This is a genomic window from Thermoactinomyces vulgaris, assembly GCF_005886755.1.
Taxonomy (GTDB): domain Bacteria; phylum Bacillota; class Bacilli; order Thermoactinomycetales; family Thermoactinomycetaceae; genus Thermoactinomyces; species Thermoactinomyces vulgaris.
The window spans coordinates 2424100-2443042 of the sequence record NZ_CP039710.1; the positions used below are offsets into that span (position 1 = coordinate 2424100).

Here is an 18943-nt window from a genome sequence, read left to right on the forward strand (position 1 = left end):
TTTAAGATGGTTTTCTACAGAAGATCCAATGATTCACGGCGACCCACCCTGACTTTGGCTTGCCGGTTTTGGAAATCCCAATGGGGGTAGTAAGCGTTTTTCACCAGCAGATTGGGACCCGCACAGCGAGCTTCTTTGCAAAAACAATGAACTTCTTTGGCAACGGGACTGTTGAGCCAACGTTCAAACACATCACTGAGACGGTCACGATGAATGTTTCCGAGCGGAGGAACATCCCCGAAGTCGGTCACAATCACATCCCCGGTGAAAACATTCACATTTAACCGGTTGCGTCCGTCCGGATCCTGGCGAACGGTCACGTTGGCCTCTTGATGCAGACGCCTCCACAATTCACGGTCTTCTTTTTTGTCACTGCACGGATAAAAAGGAAGGGTCCCAAACAAAACCCATACATCCGGATGCCGGTGATCCAACAGTTTCCAAACGGCTTCCCGATACTCATCCAAACTTAAAAGCTCCATGTTTTTGGCAAAGTCACTGGGGTACAAAGGATGGACTTCGTGCCGTTTGCATCCCATTTCTGCAACGGTTTGGTGCATTTTTTCAATATATTTGGCCGTAAACGGGCTTAACAGGGACTCTGCCGAAACAAAAACCCCTCTTTTGGAAAGCTCGCGGGCATTATCGATCATCTGTTCATACAACCGCTCCGCCACTTTGGGCTTGATTTCCTTCCCGAAGTTTTTAAAGGCCATCCGGTAAAAATCTTTTTCATCCCGGTAATTGTATGAAATATGCAGAACATCCAAATCATCAATCCAATCCAGATACCGGTTTAGCGGCAACGTGAGATTGGAATTCAATTGCGTATAAATCCCGCGTCCCTTGCAATATTTCAACAAGGGTTGAATGGTGTTTTGGACGACTCCGGGATTCAAAACCGGCTCGCCGCCGGTAATGCTGACCGTCTTTAAGGTATCGATTTCCTCCAAAGCTGCAATCAATCGTTCAACCGGAATCGGAATGCCTTCCCGTTCCACCAATTCCTCCCCGACCGCACAATGTTCACAGCGAAGATTGCACAACTGTGTCACCGTGAATTCCACACTTGTCAATTCGTACCTGCCTTTTTCAACTCTTGTATACCAAGGATCCCACGGATCCCAATCGGGCGTCAGTTCTTTTTTTTGATTTGTCATCCTTATCATGGCCATTGCTCCTTTTAACCTGCCTGCAATACATAAAACACTGTGTATGAATATAACGCAACGATCTTCCGGGCGCAATGCCCGCTTTTTATTACAAAAGGATTCCGTATGTAACAAACCGGTCCATCTGTTTCTTTAATTTAACCCCATTATTACATGTACTTTACAATTGCCCGAAAACAAAGACAAACCATTCCCGGAGCCGCTATAATGAGATCAACAAAGAGGTCACGGAGGGAAAAACAATGAACCACGCATCGGTGGGATTATTTAACGCAGTGTTAATGAGTGTTCCGGTTTGGACGATGATTTACTTCGGCATCCGCTTGCTGGCCGGCTGAACCTGATCATACACAGAAACCAATTCACGGGAGGTATGCCTGATGCAAAAACCAATGGCTGGATTATTTAACGCGGTGTTATTAAGCATTCCATGTTGGGGACTGATCGGTTATGGAATTAGTTTGTTGGTATAATCAGCGGATCTTATAAACGCCTTCATCGGGAAAACAAGGATGAAGGCGTTTTTTATTTACTCCGATTTTCCTCTCCTTTATAATAACTTTTTAGATAGAAGCAGAGAAGAGGTGAAGCCGCGATGAGCATCGGACCAGCCTGGCTGCAGTGGATCTATTTGTTCTTTTGGATTGGTTTTCTCGTTTTTCTCGCCATTGGCGGTTATTTTATGTTCCGCAAGTTTTTAAAAGCCCTTCCCAAAGAAGATGGAAAATCGATTCTTGATTGGCAGGAATATTACATAAACGAGACTCTTCATTTGTGGAATCAGGAACAAAAAGAACTTTTAAACGAACTTGTCCAGCCGGTCCCCCAATTGTTCCGGGATGTGGCCAAACAAAAGATTGCGGCAAAAATCGGGGAATTGGCTTTGAAAGACCAGGCCGAGGCATTAAATGAAGAATATATTATCCGCGGTTATATTCTGGCCACCCCGAAACGGGACCACAAGTGGCTCATCAAAAAATTGAAAGAAAAACAAATCGATCTGTCCAAATACCGGCATCTTTTGGAGTGACACAGAAAAAACTTGCCACTTGCCGCTCAACATGGTAAACTTAGGTTCATAATGAGTTAAAAAGCTGGTATCGCAAGTCAAGTTTCATCTTGTGGCCTCTTGTTTCAAAACAATAGGTTTTCAAGTGCTTGAGTTTGGCCGCTTTTTAATGGAAAGAAGGAGGCCCTGAGATGAAGGGAACAGTAAAATGGTTTAACGCCGAAAAAGGTTATGGATTCATTGAACGCGAAGACGGCGGAGATGTATTTGTTCATTATTCGGCCATTCAATCTGAAGGATTCAAAACACTTGAAGAAGGCGAACCTGTTGAATTTGACATTGTGGAAGGAGACCGCGGTCCCCAATCCGCCAATGTCGTACGTTTGAACTCTGTACGCTGATTCAACGCAGGCAACAAAGCACTTTCCAATGGAAAGTGCTTTTTTCATCTTTATTCAGATCATCCGCAGCAGAGCTTGCCTTCCGGTCATCCCCGGCTTGATTCCTTTCGCCTCCGCCGTATGCGTGACCGATTCCAGCGGCGCATCCAACAACTGCTCCAAGGTTCGGACCCCCAGCGCACGCGCCGCAATGATGTTCCGCTCCGAAAGCCGTTCATTTAACAACGCGACATCCAAAGCACCGCACATAATATATCCTTTATCGGTCGTAACCACCAACAGGGTTGTTTTCGGCAATTTGACTTCAATTCCCAAAACTTGCTTTCCTTCAATATCCAAAGGTTTCAATTGGATCATCCGATTCCCTCCTCATGCGGACCGTTTTTATACAATGTATGTGCCGCAAACGGTGCATGTGAGGAAATCTTTCGGATCAATGATAACGAGTGACCGGGGACACGGAACGCAAACGGGGCAATTTCCCGTCCTGAACCATTTTCAGCTTCAACATTTCAACCAGATAAACCCCCAGCATTTGCGTGATTTCATCATCATCCATCTGCTCAATGAGCTGCATCATGTGTTCACGGGACTGCTCCTCCAGTATGCTGAGTACAATGGCCACGGCATCTTCTTCATCATCATTTAATTGATCGCGATACAAATCGTAAACCTCATCCACAAAACTCATGCAACAACCTCCAAATCCATATGAATTTATGTCACTGTCGTTCGTTCTCAATTACCTGCTTTGAAAAACCTGCGTTCTTTGCATCGTTCGACGGCCACCGGTTTCTTAAGCTGATAGGCCAGCAAATCCCGCAAAAACTCGGGAAGAAAGTACTTGATTAACCTCGCGTTTTTTAAAGACAGATAACCGGCCCCGAATATAAACATATCAATCATTCCCACCAAATAGGTTTCCTCTTCTTTCCATTCCCCTTTTTCCCCAAACCGGATGGATGTAATCTTTTGGTACGGTTTGCGCCTCGGGTCAAACCGTACTTCGATTCCCGATACACTCAGGGTTCCCAAGATTTCTCCGCGAAAGCCGAAACCGCGGATCGGTTTTTGTTGAAACTCCGCAAGCAGTGACTCTTCCAGCGCATTTTTCAAATCCCTTCCGCTGATTTCGACCAACACCGGATTGATCGGATGCGGACACGTCTGGTGAATCATTTCCAAGGTAACCGTTCCTTTGGGCAAATCGCATAACAATTGACCGCTGTTGACCAAGGCCACATCCGCCCCGACCCAATCCCGGATGCCGTCCGCCAACAAATTGGCAAAAGGCGACTCCGCATTCCAGTTGACGGTGAGCGGTTCCTCCAAACGGGCAACGGGTTGGGACAGGTTTTGCTCAGCCCGCTCTTTGTAACGGCGGATCAACAAATTGATGCTTTCGTCAGGCACCTGCCCCGCCAGATCATGACAGCGTGCCGTTACATCCTGAACTGACCGGGTGGTTTCATCAAAGAAAACCGTCACTTGGCCGACCGCCTGACCAAATTTTCCTGCTGCAGCCAAATATGTATTTCTCACTTTCTCGGCTTTTTCCAGCAAGTGATGGGTATGTGCGCCGATGATGATGTCGATTCCATCAATTTGTTCGGCCAGCTTCCGGTCGTTTCCCAAACCCAAATGGGAAAGCAATACAATAATGTCCGCCCGGTTGCGCAATGATTCAACCGTCTTCCCAAGGATGGCAAAAGGATTTTTCACCTGCCAGCCCATCATTTCATACACCCGGGGATAAGGGATCGTCGCCGCCAGAAAACACACACGGATGCCGCCGGCATCTTTCCATTCGTAAGGAACAATCCAATCCGGCCGTTCCACCCCGTTTACATCAAAAACATTGGTGGACACCACCGAAAAAGGCGCATCATCATACAACATCCCCAATTGTTCTTTGGAAAAAGTCAACAATTCATTATTGCCAAAAGTGACCATATCGTAACCGGTTCTCTCCAACAAAGCACGGTTGACCCTGCCGTCGGTTCCTTCGGTTTCCAACCGGAACCGGTCCATATGGTCCCCGATATCCAAAAGAAAATGCGGTTCCCCTTTTTCTTCGAATTGCTTCTGCAATAAATCCACTTGCGTGTAAATCTTCCCGGCCTGATCCAAATGACTGTGCAAGTCGTTGGTATGCAATAGATGAATTCGTTTCAATCGGCTCACGAAAATCCCCTCACCCCTGTTATTGGCTGCGACGTTCTCACAACTCTTCGAAAAAAGTCAACTGTCTCGGAGCCAGTCCGCTGAAGGTAAGATTCAGTTTGCCAATCATCTGCTTGGCATTTCCGGCCGCGTCCCCTTGTGAGTTATTGTTGAAAAGCACGGTCACCTGACCGGTTCTGCCCTTTAATTGCTCAATGATATTTTTCCATTCGTCCAGTTCTTCGTCCGAATATCGGTACGCATACCGCACATCCCGCCAGTTGGGTTGCCCGGTGTTATTCCATCCTTCCAAATTCCGTCCGTGCATGCGGATGAGCGCATGCTGCGGATGGGTGACTTCGACAACCGGAGGAACCGATCCTTCCCCCGCCTGGGGTTCATCGCAAATGGTATGGATCAGTTTTTCCTCCCGCAAAAAACGAAGGGTGGACGATTTGAACCGGGGCAGAAACCAGCTTTGATGCCGAAACTCAATTGCCACCGGATAATCACGAAATGCTTCGCGAACCCGCCGGATATATTTCACATGCTTTTTGGTGCAGTCAAACCACGGCGGAAACTGAAACAGCAACATCGACAATTTTCCATGTTTGATCAACGGTTCCACCGAATCTTTCATTTCCTCCACCAGCTCCGTCCACGTCCGGACCGGAGCACGCTCCAGGCGGCCATGTCCGGTCAGCTCCCGGTAAGCCTTCACCACAAACCTGAAAGAAGCCGGTGTTTCTTGTGCCCAACGCTCCATTCGGTCCGGCGGGGCAATGGCATGAAAGGTGCTGTCCAATTCAACCACCGGAAAATGACCTGCATAAATGGCCAATTTCTCATGGGACCGGGTTCCGGGCGGATAGATGTCATGGTCGCCCCACCCGCATAAACCCACCTGAACCGGGTTTATGATTTCGCTCATCTTTCATCCGCCTTTCCCCAATTCAACAAGTAACTAAATATCTTTTATTTTACCATTTGTATAAAGCAAAAAAAATGAAAGGCACACGAACCTCCCCTCCCCGCCGGCAACAAAAAACGGGGAAAAGGGGCGCAAGCGGCTTCCCGCTTTGAAATCCGGCATAGACTTTCTATTTATAGAAATATAAAATAATGGCAGACTCCTTTAAATGCAAATTCCGATGAGGGGGCCGGATTCATGCCGTCCTATTATACCATTCATCAGCATGTCGTAGAGCAAATCAAAGAGTATTGCTATAAAAAATACCCTGACGAAGGGTATGGTTTTTTAGCGGGGCATCTCACCACCATCACACATTTTTTTCCCGTTCCCAGCCAAAACCGCACACCTTGTTCATTGGAACCGGAACCCAGCGCCTATTTTGACATCATTAAACAAATCCGTTCCAATCAATTGGAGTGGCTGGGTGTCATGCGTTCACACCCGCTGACTCAAGCCTACCCCTCAAACCGGGATCTGTCTGCATGGAGTTTTGCAAACAAAAGCTTGTGGATCATGTCCTTAAAGGATAAAGAAATGCAATTTTGCGCTTACTATATACATGATCGCAAAGCCATTCCGCTCATGTTTAAGATCATCGAATGAATGTAGAACAGGAGTTTACACCATGAATGAACATATTTCAGTATTGCACACCGACAAATACCAACTGACGATGATGTATGCCCACTTTAAAAATGGAACCCACCTCCATCAGCGGGCATTTGATTTATATTTTCGCAAACTTCCTTTCGGCAACGGATATACGGTTTTCGCGGGGCTTGAAAGAGCCGTCAGGTATTTGATGAATCTACATTTTACGGAAGAGGACATTGAATATATCAAATCCTTTGATGAACCGTTTGACCCGGCGTTTTACGATTACTTGAGAAACTTTCGTTTCACCGGAAATATTTATGCCCTCCCGGAAGGAACCCTTACTTTCCCGGGGGTTCCCATGCTGCGTGCCGAAGGATCCATCATCGAATTACAATTGATCGAAACCGCGCTTCTCAATTTTATCGGTTTCCAAAGCTTGGTCGCAACCAAAGCGGCAAGAATCCGGCATGTGGCGCCCGATGAACAGCTCATGGAATTCGGAACCCGTCGTGCACAGGAAAAAGACGCTTCCGTCTGGGGTGCCCGCGCCGCCTATCTGGCCGGTTTTGATGCAACTTCAAACACATTGGCCGGAAAAAAATTTGGCATTCCCACCAGCGGAACCCACGCCCATGCATGGATCCAGGATTTCCCGAGCGAACTGGAAGCGTTTCGCGCTTATGCCAAAGCATTTCCCGATCATTGTGTGCTTTTGGTGGACACGTACAATACCTTGCGAAGCGGTCTTCCGCATGCCATCCAAGTGGGAAAAGAACTCAAAAAACAAGGAAAAACCCTGAAGGGAATCCGGATCGACAGCGGGGATCTCGCTTATTTATCCAAACAAGCCCGCCGGATGCTGGATGAAGCCGGACTGACGGAAACAAAAATCGTCGCCTCGAGCGACTTGGATGAATTCACGATTTTAAACCTGAAATCGCAAGGAGCCAAAGTGGATTCATGGGGAATCGGCACAAAACTGATCACCGCTTATGACACCCCCTCCTTGGGAGCCGTGTATAAAATGGTTTCCCGCTATGAAAACGGGGTGTGGGAACCCACCATCAAAATTTCTTCCAATCCGGCCAAAGTGACAACACCGGGCCGCAAAAACGTATACCGGATTCTCGACCGGAAAAACAAGGCACACGGCGACTTGCTCACACTCACCGATGAACAAATCGATGAAAACAGACCACTCACACTGTTCCATCCGGTTCACACATTCCGCCGCAAAAAAATGAAGCGTTTTAAGGCGGTCCCGTTATTAAAACCGATTTTTCAAAACGGAAAACTGGTTTATGACCTCCCTTCACTCAACGAGATCCGTGCTTATCACCGGGAACAGCTTTCCCAGTTTTGGGAAGAATATTTACGGATCTTAAACCCTGAAGAATATCATGTGAACTTGTCGACCAAACTTTGGCAAACGAAAGAAGAAATGATTCAAAAAGTGTATCAAACGATCAAAACCGAGGAAAACGGCCATGCTGAATCATCCGGTGATTCCACCCCGTGAAAAACCGGCACCAGACGAAAAGGACCTGCTTCACAGCAGGTCCTTCTTTTTGGGATCAAGTCGTAAATTGTTCTGCTTCGGTCGACTCTTTCAAAGCGGTGGTCGATGAGGTTCCTCCCGAAATGACCATGGATACTTCGTCAAAGTAGCCGGTGCCCACTTCACGCTGGTGCTTGACGGCCGTATAGCCTTTTTCCTGGCTTGCAAACTCCGCCTGTTGCAATTCAGAGTAAGCGGCCATTCCTCTTTCGCTGTAGCCTTTGGCAAGTTCAAACATTCCGTGGTTGAGCGAATGGAATCCGGCCAAGGTGACGAATTGGAATTTATAACCCATTTTCCCGAGCTCTTCTTGGAAAGTGGCAATGGTTTTTTCATCCAATTTTTTCTTCCAGTTGAAGGACGGCGAACAGTTGTAGGCCAGCCATTTGCCGGGATATTTTTCATGAATGGCTTCTGCAAAGCGGCGTGCTTCCTCCAGGTTGGGCTCAGACGTTTCACACCAGATCAGGTCGGCATACGGAGCATAAGCCAATCCTCTTGCAATCGCGGTGTCCAGACCGTTTTTCAGGTAATAAAAACCTTCCGGAGAACGCTCGCCGGTGATGAACGGATGATCATAGGGATCAATGTCGCTGGTGATCAATTTGGCGGCATTGGCGTCAGTCCGGGCAATCAAGATGGTGGGAACTCCCATGACGTCCGCTGCCAGGCGGGCTGCAATCAGGTTGCGGATCGCTTGTTGTGTCGGAATTAACACTTTTCCGCCCAAATGCCCGCATTTTTTCTCGGAAGCCAGCTGATCTTCAAAGTGTACTCCGGCGGCTCCTGCTTCAATCATCGCTTTCATTAACTCAAAGACATTCAACGGGCCCCCGAACCCGGCCTCGGCATCCGCCACAATCGGGGCAAACCATTCTCTTTCCCTTTTTCCTTCCGAATGCTCAATTTGATCGGCCCTTTGCAAGGCCTGATTAATGCGTTTGACCACATGCGGAACACTGTTGGCCGGATACAAACTTTGGTCCGGATACATTTGTCCGGCCAGGTTGGCATCGGCGGCAACCTGCCAACCGCTCAAATAAATGGCTTTCAAGCCGGCTTTCACTTGTTGGACCGCCTGGTTTCCCGTCAGGGCACCCAGTGCGCGCACAAAAGATTCTTTCTCCATCAACTTCCACAAACGCTCGGCCCCTCTGCGGGCCAAAGTATATTCAATTTTCACCGATCCCCGCAATTTCAGAACTTGTTCAGGCGTATACGGACGTTTGATCCCCTTCCAACGCGGATTTTCTTCCCAGTCTCTTTTTAATTCCAACGCTTCTTGTTGTTGAGTCATTTCGCTCATCCTTTCTTCTTGATGAAATCAATCTAAATAGCGGGAGGCATTCAGGGTCAAAAATTCGCTGAATTCATCTTCAAACACCAATTCTGAAAATATTTCTTTTGCCTGGTTCAACACACTGTCATCCTGCGCATCTTTGCGCAACTTGTTGAATTCCTGATCAATCCATTGGCGGACCAATTCCGCAGTGATTTTCCGGCCGTCGGACAAAATCCCTTTTTCATGCCGGATCCAATGCCAAACCTGCGCCCTGGAAATTTCCGCCGTGGCGGCATCCTCCATCAAATGGTCAATCGCAGCGGCTCCGGATCCTTTGAGCCAAGCCTCCAGATACTGCATGGCCACCCGGATGTTTTTCCGGAGTCCATATTCCGTGATCATGCCTTCCGGCACGGCCAACAGATCTTTCGCCTCGATCTTGACATCTTCTCTCTTCTTGTGAATTTGGTTTTGGGTTGTCATGTATTGGTCAAAAACTTCCTTTGCCACCGGAACCAAACCGGGATGTGCCACCCAGGTCCCGTCATGGCCGTCTTTGGCTTCTCTCTCTTTATCCAAACGGACTTTTTTCATGGCTTCCGCATTGGCTCTTTCGTCCTGTTTGATCGGAATCTGTGCGGCCATCCCTCCGATGCAGGGGGCATTTCGACGATGGCAGGTCTGAATGGCCAACAAGGTGTATGCCCGCATAAAGGGCACGGTCATGGTCACCCGTTCCCGGTCCGGCAGAATCACATCCTCATGGTTTCTCAAACGTTTCAGATAGCTGAAAATATAATCCCAACGACCGCAGTTCAATCCGGCCGAATGCTCACGCAATTCATAAAGAATTTCGTCCATTTCAAATGCGGCCATGATGGTTTCAATCAAAACCGTGGCTTTGATCGTCCCTTTCGGAAGGGAAAACTCATGCTCGGCAAACAGAAAGACATCATTCCACAACCGTGCTTCCAAGTGACTCTCCAATTTTGGAAGATAAAAGTAAGGACCGGATCCTTTTTCGATCAATTTCTTGGCATTGTGGAAAAAGTAGAGGCCGAAATCGACCAGTCCTCCCGGAACCGGATTTCCATCCACCAAAATCCGCGTCTCATCCAGATGCCATCCGCGCGGCCGTACGATCAACACAGCCGGGTTGTCTTTCAACCGGTATTCTTTTCCGTCCGGATTGCGATATTCAATTGTCCCGTTCACCGCATCCCTTAAATGGATTTGACCGCCAATGGTGTTTTTCCAGGTCGGGGAATTGGCATCTTCGAAATCGGCCATAAAGACGTTGGCTCCGGAATTCAACGCATTAATCACCAGTTTCCGGTCTCCGGCCGGCCCGGTAATCTCCACCCGCCGATCCTTCAAATCCTCCGGCAACGGGGCAATTGTCCAATCTCCTTCCCGAATGTGTTTGGTCTCCGGCAAAAAATCCGGCAACTCTCCCTGATCCAGCCGTTTCTGCCTTTCTTTCCTGTTCAATAACAGTTTGTCTCGCATCGGGGTGAAAGCACGTGCCAGCTTGGCAATAAATTGCAACGCATCGTCGGACAAGATTTCCCGATATAAGGGCGGCACCTCTTTAGAAACCCTGATTCCCTCTGACACCAGCTCAGTCATTCGATGATTCCTCCCCATTTTTGGCCACCTTATTATTATATAACAGATCTTGTTTTCAACATTTATATTATCACAGTTACTGTTATATAACAACAGAAAAATTCATTTTTTTCGAATTTATATTTTTAACAAATAAAAATAACCGCTCCACGGAGCGGTCCAACGGCTTAAATGTCAATATCCAATTCGGCGCATTCTTCATCGAGTGTCAACTCAAATTCTTTAATTCCCGCCTCGAATTCCGGGTCGGGTGATTCAAGCTTGATTTCTGTCGGATCCCATTCTTTTCCCATTCCCTTTCCCCCTTTTTTGGATGAATGGTGAATCAGAAATGGAAACAATCCAACGGATCGATGGCAAATGATTGGTATTTATTAATATATTTTATACAATATTTAAATTATTCCTTTTTATGATAAAGCGATTCTTTCATCTTTTTCAAATCAGCCCATCATGAGATGGACTGATTTGAATATCACCCTTCAGCCCTTTTTTGACGCCACCGCAGCAAAAAGAGCCGATACAGATGACTCAACACCACTTTCGTGACGGCATAAACCGGGACCGCCAACAATAACCCCAAAAAACCGACCAGACTTCCGGCAACCAAGAGCAAAACGATAATGGTCAACGGATGAATGTTCAAGCTTTTTCCCATCACAAGCGGAGAAACCAGATTTCCTTCAATCTGTTGGGCAACGATGGTGACCACCAGCACTTTGACCACCATGCCCGGGGAATCAATCAATGCAACAATGACTGCGGGGATGGTTCCGAGAAACGGGCCGAGAAACGGAATGACGTTAGTAAACATAGTGATGATGGCCAAAATCAATGAATACTCCAAGCCGATGATCAAATATCCGATGTAAACCAAAACCCCGACACAAAAACTCACCAAAATTTGTCCTTTGATGTATGAGCTGAGCGCAAAATCCATATCCGACAAAATCCGCAATCCCTTATCCCGTTCTTTTTCAGGGAGCCATTGCAAAACATAATGGGGAAAACGCTCCCCTTCTTTTAACATGAAATAAAGAATGAAAGGAACCGTGATAAAAACCATCACGATATTGGTCAGCACTTGGAAGAAGTTGGCGACATTGGCGCCGATCGCTTTATAACTGGAATTCAAGTAATTGGTCACATAGGTCATGATTTTCTTCCAATCCAGGTTGTCATTCACCCACGGATGATGGCTCCACCGGATTAACTCTTCTTTGGCCGCATCGGTGATCGCTGGCAAATTTTGGATTAAATGGGTCAACTGTTCTTGCAGAACCGGCGCCACCAACGAACCGAGCAAAAACAACAAGCCGATGATGGCAAGGTAAATCAACAAAATGGAGATGGTGCGGGGAATCTTTTTCTTCTCCAGCCAGCGGACCAACGGCCGGAACAAATAAAATAAAATCCCCGCCAGCAAAAATGGGAAAAACAAGGTTTGCACCAACACCACCAAAGGTTGAAAAATAAAGTTCACTTGATTCGCCAACAAAATAATCAATAATATAATGATGATCCCATATCCGATCCGAAATGCCTTTGTATCCGGCATAAGCTCTCAACTCTCCCATCTGTCCCGTTTTTTCAATTGTCCAAAGGTGGCATTAATCATCCCGCCCAATATCAAAATCATGGCAGACAAATATATCCATCCCACCAATACAATAATAGCACCCAAATTCCCGTAAATATGTGAATAATTGTTGATTGAAGCATAATAAGAAAAAGCCAGCGAGCTGAGTTGCCAGCCGATCGTCGAAAAAACGGCCCCGGGCAAAGCTTCCATCGTGCCGATTTTCCGGTTGGGCGCAAATTTGTACACAAAGAAAAACACCAGAAACAGAACGCAACTGCTTAAAATCCACCGCAGCCAAATCCATACTTCATAAAAAAAGTCACTCAACCCGAGCAGACCGAACACAAACTCTCCGATGATCTTTCCAAACACCGGCAATATCAAAGAAACCGTGATGGCGATCAAAAGCCCCATCATTAAAACAATTCCCAAAAGCCACTGGATGAGAAACGGCCGGGTTTGTTCGACCTGATAAGCATTATTCAAGATGCGGATGACCGATTGAAAAGCGATGGAAGCCAAATATAACGTGACAATCAGGCTGACCGAAAAAATGCCTCCCCGCTGTTGATCCAATATGACCCGCAAATTGTTCTCCACAAGCACATACGTATCTTCCGGCGCAAAAGGCTGGATCAAACGCAGGATGTTGTCGCTGGAAACAGGAAGATAAGCCAGCACGGTTACCGTAAACAATAAAAACGGAAACAAAGACATCAAGAAGTAATAAGCCAACTGGGCGGCAAGATCATAAAGCCTTTCTTTCAAGATCCGTTGTTTCAATTCCCTGATGAATACCCAAAACACAATGTTTACCTCCAAAGTTGAACCATTTTATTCCAACCGAAACGGATGGATGATCGGAATCTTTTTTTTTAATTTTTTTTTCGTCTTTTCTGCTTTTTTAAACCTCCTTCTTTTTCTTCTTACTTTTATTTCCTTGTCCCGGCTGCTTTAGTAATGACAAATTTGAAAATCCCGCAAAAAACTTCCTTTTATATTTAAGAAGTTTAAAAAACACTCATTCCCATTTTTTTTAAAAAGGTGTAATATAATAATAATTAACGGATTGTGAGGTGATCGGTTTGAAACAATTGGCCCTTCACGAAATCGGTGAAGTGATTCGCAAGGTTCGAAAAGACCGCGGTTTGAGATTGGAAGACCTTGCCGATGAAAACATTTCACCGGCGACGGTTTCCAACATCGAGCGTGGGGTCGCCCATGTGAGTCCTGAGAAAATTTCATATCTTCTGGAAAAATTGAATCTCCCCATGCGTAAATTACCAGAAATGCTCATGAAAGAGCAAGAAAAATTAAAAAAAGTTAAGTTTGAACTTCTCTCCATTGCCACATTGCGAAGAATCGGCCTGATCGATGAAGCATTGAAACGCCTGGATGCGCTTAATCTGGATGAAAACAACCCGTTCATCGCCCAAGCTTACTATTACAAAGGCGAGTGCTACATGAGCAAGCAAAAGTGGAAACAGGCTGAGCGCACCTTGTATAATGCCCTTCGCATTTCTCAGCAAAACCCTTATAAAGAAAGCAATATGGAAGCAGCCAGTTATCTTTTGCTCGGCTTGATCCGTTACAAACAAAACAATATCGAACAGGCCCTGGAAATGACAAACAACGGCATTGAAGCCTTTAAAGACTCAGGAGATAATCAGCACATCAAATATTTATTATACCGCAACAAAGGTGTTTACCTCCAGCGCATGGGACGAATCACCGAAGGGATGCGCCTGGTTCAGGATATATGGGATATGATCCCCCAAATCAACGATATCAGCACCCTGCTCAGCTTCTATTGGTTGCGCGCCGAATTTTCCCGCTTGTCCGGCTTGTTGGATGAAGCCATTGATTATGCGACAGAAGGCATCGAGATTTCGAGAAACAACAAGCAGTATGACAGCATGTGTGATTTATGGACGGTTCTCGGCAGTGTTTACACTGCAAAAAAAGAATGGGAAATGGCAGAAACTTCGTTCAAAATGGCTTTGAAACTGGAAGGAAAATTCCCGCCTGACCAGCGGCTGACCACGGTTTACACCCGCCTGGGCATCCTCTACATCAAACAAGGCCGCAACGACGAAGCCAGCCAGATGTTAAAAACGGCAATCCGGTTGGCTGAGAAGTTTAACGACGCTCCCCGCTTAAGCACCAGTCTTATTATTCTCGGTGATTTGTGCCTGATGTGCAACCAAAGGGATGAGGCAATATTAACTTATAAGAAAGCGCTTGAAATATCTCAAAAACATAAGTATCAGGATAAAGAATTCAAAATTTGGTTTAGTTTGGCACGCTGTTATGATGGACATGATGAAAAGGAATTTCAGAATTGCATGCGAAATATGTATAATGTAAAAAAAGGTTTTAATAGATGGGAGGTAGAGGATTATGAAAATAACATCTAAATTTATTGTCTCCGGGGTTGTGGCTGCTGCTGTGGGATTGACCGGATTTGCCTGCCCCACGGTTCATGCAGCTCAAAGTGAACCGGGTGGATTATCCATCGAGGCGAATCCCTCCCAAAGCGAACCGGGCGGATTGGCAACTCTTTTTCAAAGCGAGCCAGGCGGACTTTAAAAAGGAAGATTCTTTCATTGGATCCTCTTCAGAGGATCTTTTTTTAGTGCTGATAAGTCTTTCGGTTTTCGATGAATGAGGAGATATGATATACTTTTGTTCATGTGATACGGTACACAAAAAAGTGTCCCCCTTACCCTTCGACAAAGAAAGGATGTATTAAATGAAGGAAATGGATGCACATCAAATCATTGAGTTTATTCAAAAAAGCGAAAAAAAGACTCCCGTGAAAGTACACATTAAAGGGGATTTGGAACATATTGATTTTAAAGGTGCCCAAACCTTCATCAACAACGGGGTGGGCGTTGTTTTTGGCGACTGGAAAGAACTCCAACCCATTCTTGAAGAAAACAAAGACAAAATTAAAGACTATGTCATCGAAAACGACCGACGAAACTCGGCCATTCCTCTCTTGGATTTGAAAGACATTCCGGCACGGATTGAACCGGGCGCCATCATCCGCGAAAATGTCGAAATCGGAAAAAACGCAGTCATTATGATGGGGGCCATGATTAATATCGGAGCTGTCATCGGTGAAGGAACCATGATCGATATGAACGTGGTGGTCGGCGGCCGCGGAACCATCGGGAAAAACTGCCACATCGGTGCAGGCACCGTGATTGCCGGCGTGATTGAGCCTCCTTCCGCAAAGCCCGTCGTGATTGAAGACGATGTCGTAATTGGTGCCAATGCCGTGATTCTGGAAGGGGTCCGGGTCGGAAAAGGAGCGGTTGTTGCCGCCGGTGCGGTCGTGACCAAAGACGTTCCCCCAAACAGTGTGGTGGCGGGAACCCCGGCACGCGTCATCAAATCCATTGACAGCCAAACCCGTTCCAAAACCGAAGTGATTCAGGCATTGCGCGAACTTTAAAACATCCAAGCCCCATTCAGGGGCTCATTTTATATTTGCAGGAGGAACGAGTATGTCAGACTGGCAACATCTGGATCAAACTTATCTTTTTCCAACCGTCCGGCGGCTGCCGGTCACCATTGCCGCGGCCGAAAACAATTGGTTAATCGACACTGAAGGAAAGCGCTATTTGGATCTGTTCACGGGCCTTGCCGTCAATATTTTGGGACACTCCCATCCCCATTTGATGAAAGCGTTGAATGAACAGGGACACCGCTTTTTGCACATCTCCAATCTTTTTCTCAACCCGCCGGCCATCCGTCTCGCTCAACGGCTGGTTCAAAACACCGTCGGCACCGGCCGGGTCTATTTTGGCAATTCCGGAGCCGAAGCCACTGAAGCAGCCATCAAGCTGATCCATAAATGGTCAGTCAAACATGCTCCGGACAAAAAAGGGATCGTCGTGTTGAAAAACAGTTTCCATGGCCGTACGTTGGGCGCCTTGAAACTAACCCGCCAACCCGGGGTGTATCAGGATTATCCGCTGATTGACTATCCGGTTTATGAAGTGGAAGCCAACCAACCGGAAGAATTGATCCGGGTTTGCGAAGAAAACCGGCCCGCCGCCATCCTGGTGGAACCGATTTTGGGATCCGGGGGCATCATCCCGCTGACGGAAGAATATCTGCAAACCATTCAGCAAATCTGCCAATCCAAAGAAATACTTTTCTTGGTTGATGAGATCCAAACGGGCCTCGGGCGCACGGGCACCCTTTTTGCTTATCAGGCTTATTCACTGAAACCGGACTTGATTTTGTTCGGAAAGGGGATCGGGGGCGGCTTGCCGCTGAGCGGAATCATTGCCGGCGAGAAACTGCAAAATGAATTCAAACCCGGGGATCACGGAACGACCTTTGCCCCCTCCCCGTTGAGCGCCTCCCTCGGCAACGCGGTGTTGGATGTCTTATTGGAACAAGGCATGTTGGAACGAGGAAAGAAAACAGCCGATTTGTTGTGGTCCCGTTTACATGAACTCAAAGAAACTTTTCCAACCCTGATTCAAAGCATCCGGGGGCGCGGCATGATGATCGGAATCCGGACTTGTCTTTCTCCGGAGGCACTTCAATCTTTGCAAAAAAACCTGATGGAAGACGGCATTTTGGTCAATATTACCGCTGGAACCGTGATACGGCTGCTTCCTCCCCTGACACTGACGGAAGAAGAAATCGACACACTCATGGCAGCATTGAACAAACACCTGCAAGCAAGAAAACTGGAAGAGGAGGGTTAAGATTGGATGTCAAGCAAGCTTCGCCTTTTATCGAATTGCGGCATCAGTTGCATCAAATTCCGGAACCCGGCTTTCAGGAATTCAAAACCCAGAAACATCTGTTGAATTATCTGGAAACCTTGCCAAAACACCGGCGGATCATTCGCACTTGGAAGACGGGTATCTTGGTGAAAGTTCCCGGAAAAAACCCGAAAAAATGCATCGGTTACCGGACCGATATGGACGGGCTCCCGATGGAAGAACAAACTTCCTATCCCTTCCGCTCGCTTCACGAAGGTTATATGCATGCATGCGGACACGACATGCACATGGCAATCGCTTTGGGCATTTTAACGCATTTTGTCCATCATGAAACGGACGATGACCTGCTTTTCATTTTCCAACCGGCGGAAGAAGGGCCCGGAGGCGCATGGCCGATGCTGCAAAGCCCTGAATTTAATGAATGGAGACCAGATGTCATCTTTGCGCTTCATGTCGCTCCGGAATATCCTGTCGGAACCATTGCCTTGCGTCCGGGTTTGCTCTTTGCCAATACATCAGAACTTTTCATCGATCTTCACGGGACCGGCGGCCATGCAGCCCGTCCCCATCTGGCCAATGATATGGTCATCGCCTGTGCCCAACTGGTCCAGCAACTTCAAACCGTTGTTTCCCGCAATCTGGATCCTTTGGATGCCGCCATCATCACGATCGGAAAAATTGAAGCCGGCACGAAACAAAATATCATTGCCGGCCATGCCCGTCTGGAAGGAACCATCCGCACCAAATCCATCGAGTCCATGAACTTGGTCAAGAACCGGATCCGGGAATTGGTCCGGGGCATCGAAACCGGCTTTCAATGCCGGGCGGACATCGATTGGGGATGCAACTACTGCCAAGTCTACAATGATGAAAAATGGACAAAGTCTTTCATGGAGTTCGTCAACAGACATACTCCTTACGAGCTGGTGCAATGCGATGAATCGATGGCCGGAGAAGATTTTGGTTACTTTTTAAATGAAATTCCCGGATTTATGTTTTGGCTGGGTGTGGAGACCCCGTACGGATTGCACCATCCCAAAATGGAACCCCGGGATGAAGCGATTCCCGTCGCTGTTTCGGTCATGACCAAATACTTGGAACACTTGGGCAACCGCCCGCAAACATGGTGACATCCTCTTACGAGGATGTTTTTTTAGCCCAAAATCCAAAAGAAAGGTTTACCTTTTGTTCATCTCAGGGTACTATATAATAGAACAATGTTATGTTATGGAGGTTGCATCATTGAATAAGCTGATTAAAATCCTGATTCATGCAAGCACCTGGTTTGCACCGGTTCTTCTCCCGCTGATTGCCTGGTTAATTGTGAAAGACCGGGACGTCAAACGATTGTCTTTGCAAGCCCTTGTTTTTCATGCCATTTTCTTGCCGCTGTTTTTCATCTCCAAAGTTCTCTCCTTTCTTTTGATCGGAATTCCTTTTGCCATTCTTTTCGGCATCATGTTGATTTATTTTCCGGTCAAGGGAATTGCTTACGCCTGGTGGGAAAAACAGTATGAATACCCCGTTGCCAAATGGTTTATCCATTAAATACACCCTGCAATTTTGTGCAGAAGCGAAGTTAATGACAAAGCAATGGATTTGTTTCTCTGGTCCGTTCGTTTTTTTGAAAGTACATCACGCTGCACGATGGTGTATTTTTTTGGCAACAGGTTGCAAATAAACAGAGGCTGCCCGTTCATCTCCATTCAGGCAGCCTCTGTTCATCTCTTCTAATTCATTCATCGGACTTTGCCGTGTTTGTAAAATAACGCCAAATCAGGGCGTTTCACCTGCACCTCGGGATCTTTTCCGGAATCAGAAAATCC

General features: G+C 46.8%; 20 protein-coding genes. 10 read left to right on the top strand and 10 right to left on the bottom strand.

Features of this window, described 5'->3' with window-relative positions:
* Window positions 1-14: 14 nt before the first annotated feature.
* Window positions 15-1169 carry a radical SAM/CxCxxxxC motif protein YfkAB gene (gene yfkAB / locus FA954_RS12385; protein ID WP_138615174.1) on the bottom strand — a complete coding sequence of 385 codons (1155 nt, stop codon included), beginning with the start codon at window positions 1167-1169 and terminating at the stop codon, window positions 15-17.
* A gap of 598 nt (window positions 1170-1767) precedes the next feature.
* Here yfkAB and FA954_RS12390 point away from each other — a divergent pair.
* Both FA954_RS12390 and FA954_RS12395 read left to right on the top strand, forming a co-directional pair.
* Window positions 1768-2202 carry a DUF2621 family protein gene (locus tag FA954_RS12390; protein WP_049719638.1) on the top strand — a complete coding sequence of 145 codons (435 nt, stop codon included), beginning with the start codon at window positions 1768-1770 and terminating at the stop codon, window positions 2200-2202.
* Between the two features lie 170 nt (window positions 2203-2372).
* The gene (locus tag FA954_RS12395; RefSeq protein ID WP_037994743.1) at window positions 2373-2582 is read left to right on the top strand and encodes a cold shock domain-containing protein; all 210 of its coding nucleotides are present in this window, start codon (window positions 2373-2375) and stop codon (window positions 2580-2582) included.
* Between the two features lie 54 nt (window positions 2583-2636).
* On the opposite strand, the gene FA954_RS12400 is transcribed toward FA954_RS12395, so the two are convergent.
* From FA954_RS12400 to FA954_RS12415, 4 genes are all read right to left on the bottom strand, one after another.
* Entirely contained in the window at window positions 2637-2939 is a 303-nt protein-coding gene (locus FA954_RS12400; protein ID WP_037994745.1) for a YunC family protein, read from the bottom strand.
* Window positions 2940-3015: 76 nt separating this feature from the next.
* A complete protein-coding gene (locus FA954_RS12405; RefSeq protein ID WP_049719637.1) occupies window positions 3016-3273 on the bottom strand; it encodes a DUF6154 family protein in 258 nt (85 codons plus the stop codon).
* A 47-nt stretch (window positions 3274-3320) separates the two neighbouring features.
* Window positions 3321-4766 carry a bifunctional metallophosphatase/5'-nucleotidase gene (locus FA954_RS12410; protein WP_037994748.1) on the bottom strand — a complete coding sequence of 482 codons (1446 nt, stop codon included), beginning with the start codon at window positions 4764-4766 and terminating at the stop codon, window positions 3321-3323.
* Between the two features lie 37 nt (window positions 4767-4803).
* Window positions 4804-5676: a DUF72 domain-containing protein gene (locus FA954_RS12415; RefSeq protein WP_037994751.1), complete on the bottom strand. Its 873-nt coding sequence runs from the start codon at window positions 5674-5676 to the stop codon at window positions 4804-4806.
* Between the two features lie 237 nt (window positions 5677-5913).
* Between FA954_RS12415 and FA954_RS12420 the strand changes: the two genes are divergently transcribed.
* The gene (locus FA954_RS12420; protein ID WP_037994753.1) at window positions 5914-6321 is read left to right on the top strand and encodes a M67 family metallopeptidase; all 408 of its coding nucleotides are present in this window, start codon (window positions 5914-5916) and stop codon (window positions 6319-6321) included.
* Between the two features lie 22 nt (window positions 6322-6343).
* A complete protein-coding gene (locus FA954_RS12425) occupies window positions 6344-7834 on the top strand; it encodes a nicotinate phosphoribosyltransferase (RefSeq protein WP_037994755.1) in 1491 nt (496 codons plus the stop codon).
* Between the two features lie 55 nt (window positions 7835-7889).
* Here FA954_RS12425 and aceA read toward each other — a convergent pair whose 3' ends face one another.
* From aceA to FA954_RS12445, 5 genes are all read right to left on the bottom strand, one after another.
* Window positions 7890-9170 carry an isocitrate lyase gene (gene aceA / locus FA954_RS12430; RefSeq protein WP_037994758.1) on the bottom strand — a complete coding sequence of 427 codons (1281 nt, stop codon included), beginning with the start codon at window positions 9168-9170 and terminating at the stop codon, window positions 7890-7892.
* Window positions 9171-9197: 27 nt separating this feature from the next.
* The gene (aceB, locus tag FA954_RS12435) at window positions 9198-10784 is read right to left on the bottom strand and encodes a malate synthase A (protein WP_037994759.1); all 1587 of its coding nucleotides are present in this window, start codon (window positions 10782-10784) and stop codon (window positions 9198-9200) included.
* Window positions 10785-10951: 167 nt separating this feature from the next.
* Complete coding sequence (locus FA954_RS14035) at window positions 10952-11077, bottom strand: hypothetical protein (protein ID WP_255347178.1); 126 nt, start codon at window positions 11075-11077, stop codon at window positions 10952-10954.
* Window positions 11078-11259: 182 nt separating this feature from the next.
* Window positions 11260-12342 (bottom strand): AI-2E family transporter, encoded by a 1083-nt coding sequence (locus FA954_RS12440; protein WP_037994761.1) that lies wholly within the window; start codon window positions 12340-12342, stop codon window positions 11260-11262.
* 6 nt (window positions 12343-12348) lie between these two features.
* A complete protein-coding gene (locus FA954_RS12445; protein WP_049719632.1) occupies window positions 12349-13173 on the bottom strand; it encodes a YihY/virulence factor BrkB family protein in 825 nt (274 codons plus the stop codon).
* A 278-nt stretch (window positions 13174-13451) separates the two neighbouring features.
* On the opposite strand from FA954_RS12445, the gene FA954_RS12450 reads away from it, so the two are divergent.
* From FA954_RS12450 to FA954_RS12475, 6 genes are all read left to right on the top strand, one after another.
* Window positions 13452-14783 carry a helix-turn-helix domain-containing protein gene (locus FA954_RS12450; protein ID WP_037994763.1) on the top strand — a complete coding sequence of 444 codons (1332 nt, stop codon included), beginning with the start codon at window positions 13452-13454 and terminating at the stop codon, window positions 14781-14783.
* Window positions 14767-14955 (top strand): hypothetical protein, encoded by a 189-nt coding sequence (locus tag FA954_RS12455; protein ID WP_138615175.1) that lies wholly within the window; start codon window positions 14767-14769, stop codon window positions 14953-14955. Before FA954_RS12450 ends, FA954_RS12455 begins: the two co-directional genes overlap by 17 nt.
* Before the next feature lie 163 nt (window positions 14956-15118).
* Window positions 15119-15826 carry a 2,3,4,5-tetrahydropyridine-2,6-dicarboxylate N-acetyltransferase gene (gene dapD, locus FA954_RS12460; RefSeq protein WP_037994766.1) on the top strand — a complete coding sequence of 236 codons (708 nt, stop codon included), beginning with the start codon at window positions 15119-15121 and terminating at the stop codon, window positions 15824-15826.
* Window positions 15827-15878: 52 nt separating this feature from the next.
* Complete coding sequence (locus FA954_RS12465) at window positions 15879-17096, top strand: aspartate aminotransferase family protein (protein WP_037994768.1); 1218 nt, start codon at window positions 15879-15881, stop codon at window positions 17094-17096.
* A 2-nt stretch (window positions 17097-17098) separates the two neighbouring features.
* Window positions 17099-18247, top strand: coding sequence for an N-acetyldiaminopimelate deacetylase (locus FA954_RS12470; protein ID WP_037994769.1), 1149 nt, complete (start codon window positions 17099-17101; stop codon window positions 18245-18247).
* A 112-nt stretch (window positions 18248-18359) separates the two neighbouring features.
* The gene (locus FA954_RS12475) at window positions 18360-18665 is read left to right on the top strand and encodes a magnetosome magnetite crystal formation protein family (RefSeq protein ID WP_231564587.1); all 306 of its coding nucleotides are present in this window, start codon (window positions 18360-18362) and stop codon (window positions 18663-18665) included.
* Window positions 18666-18943 lie beyond the last annotated feature (278 nt).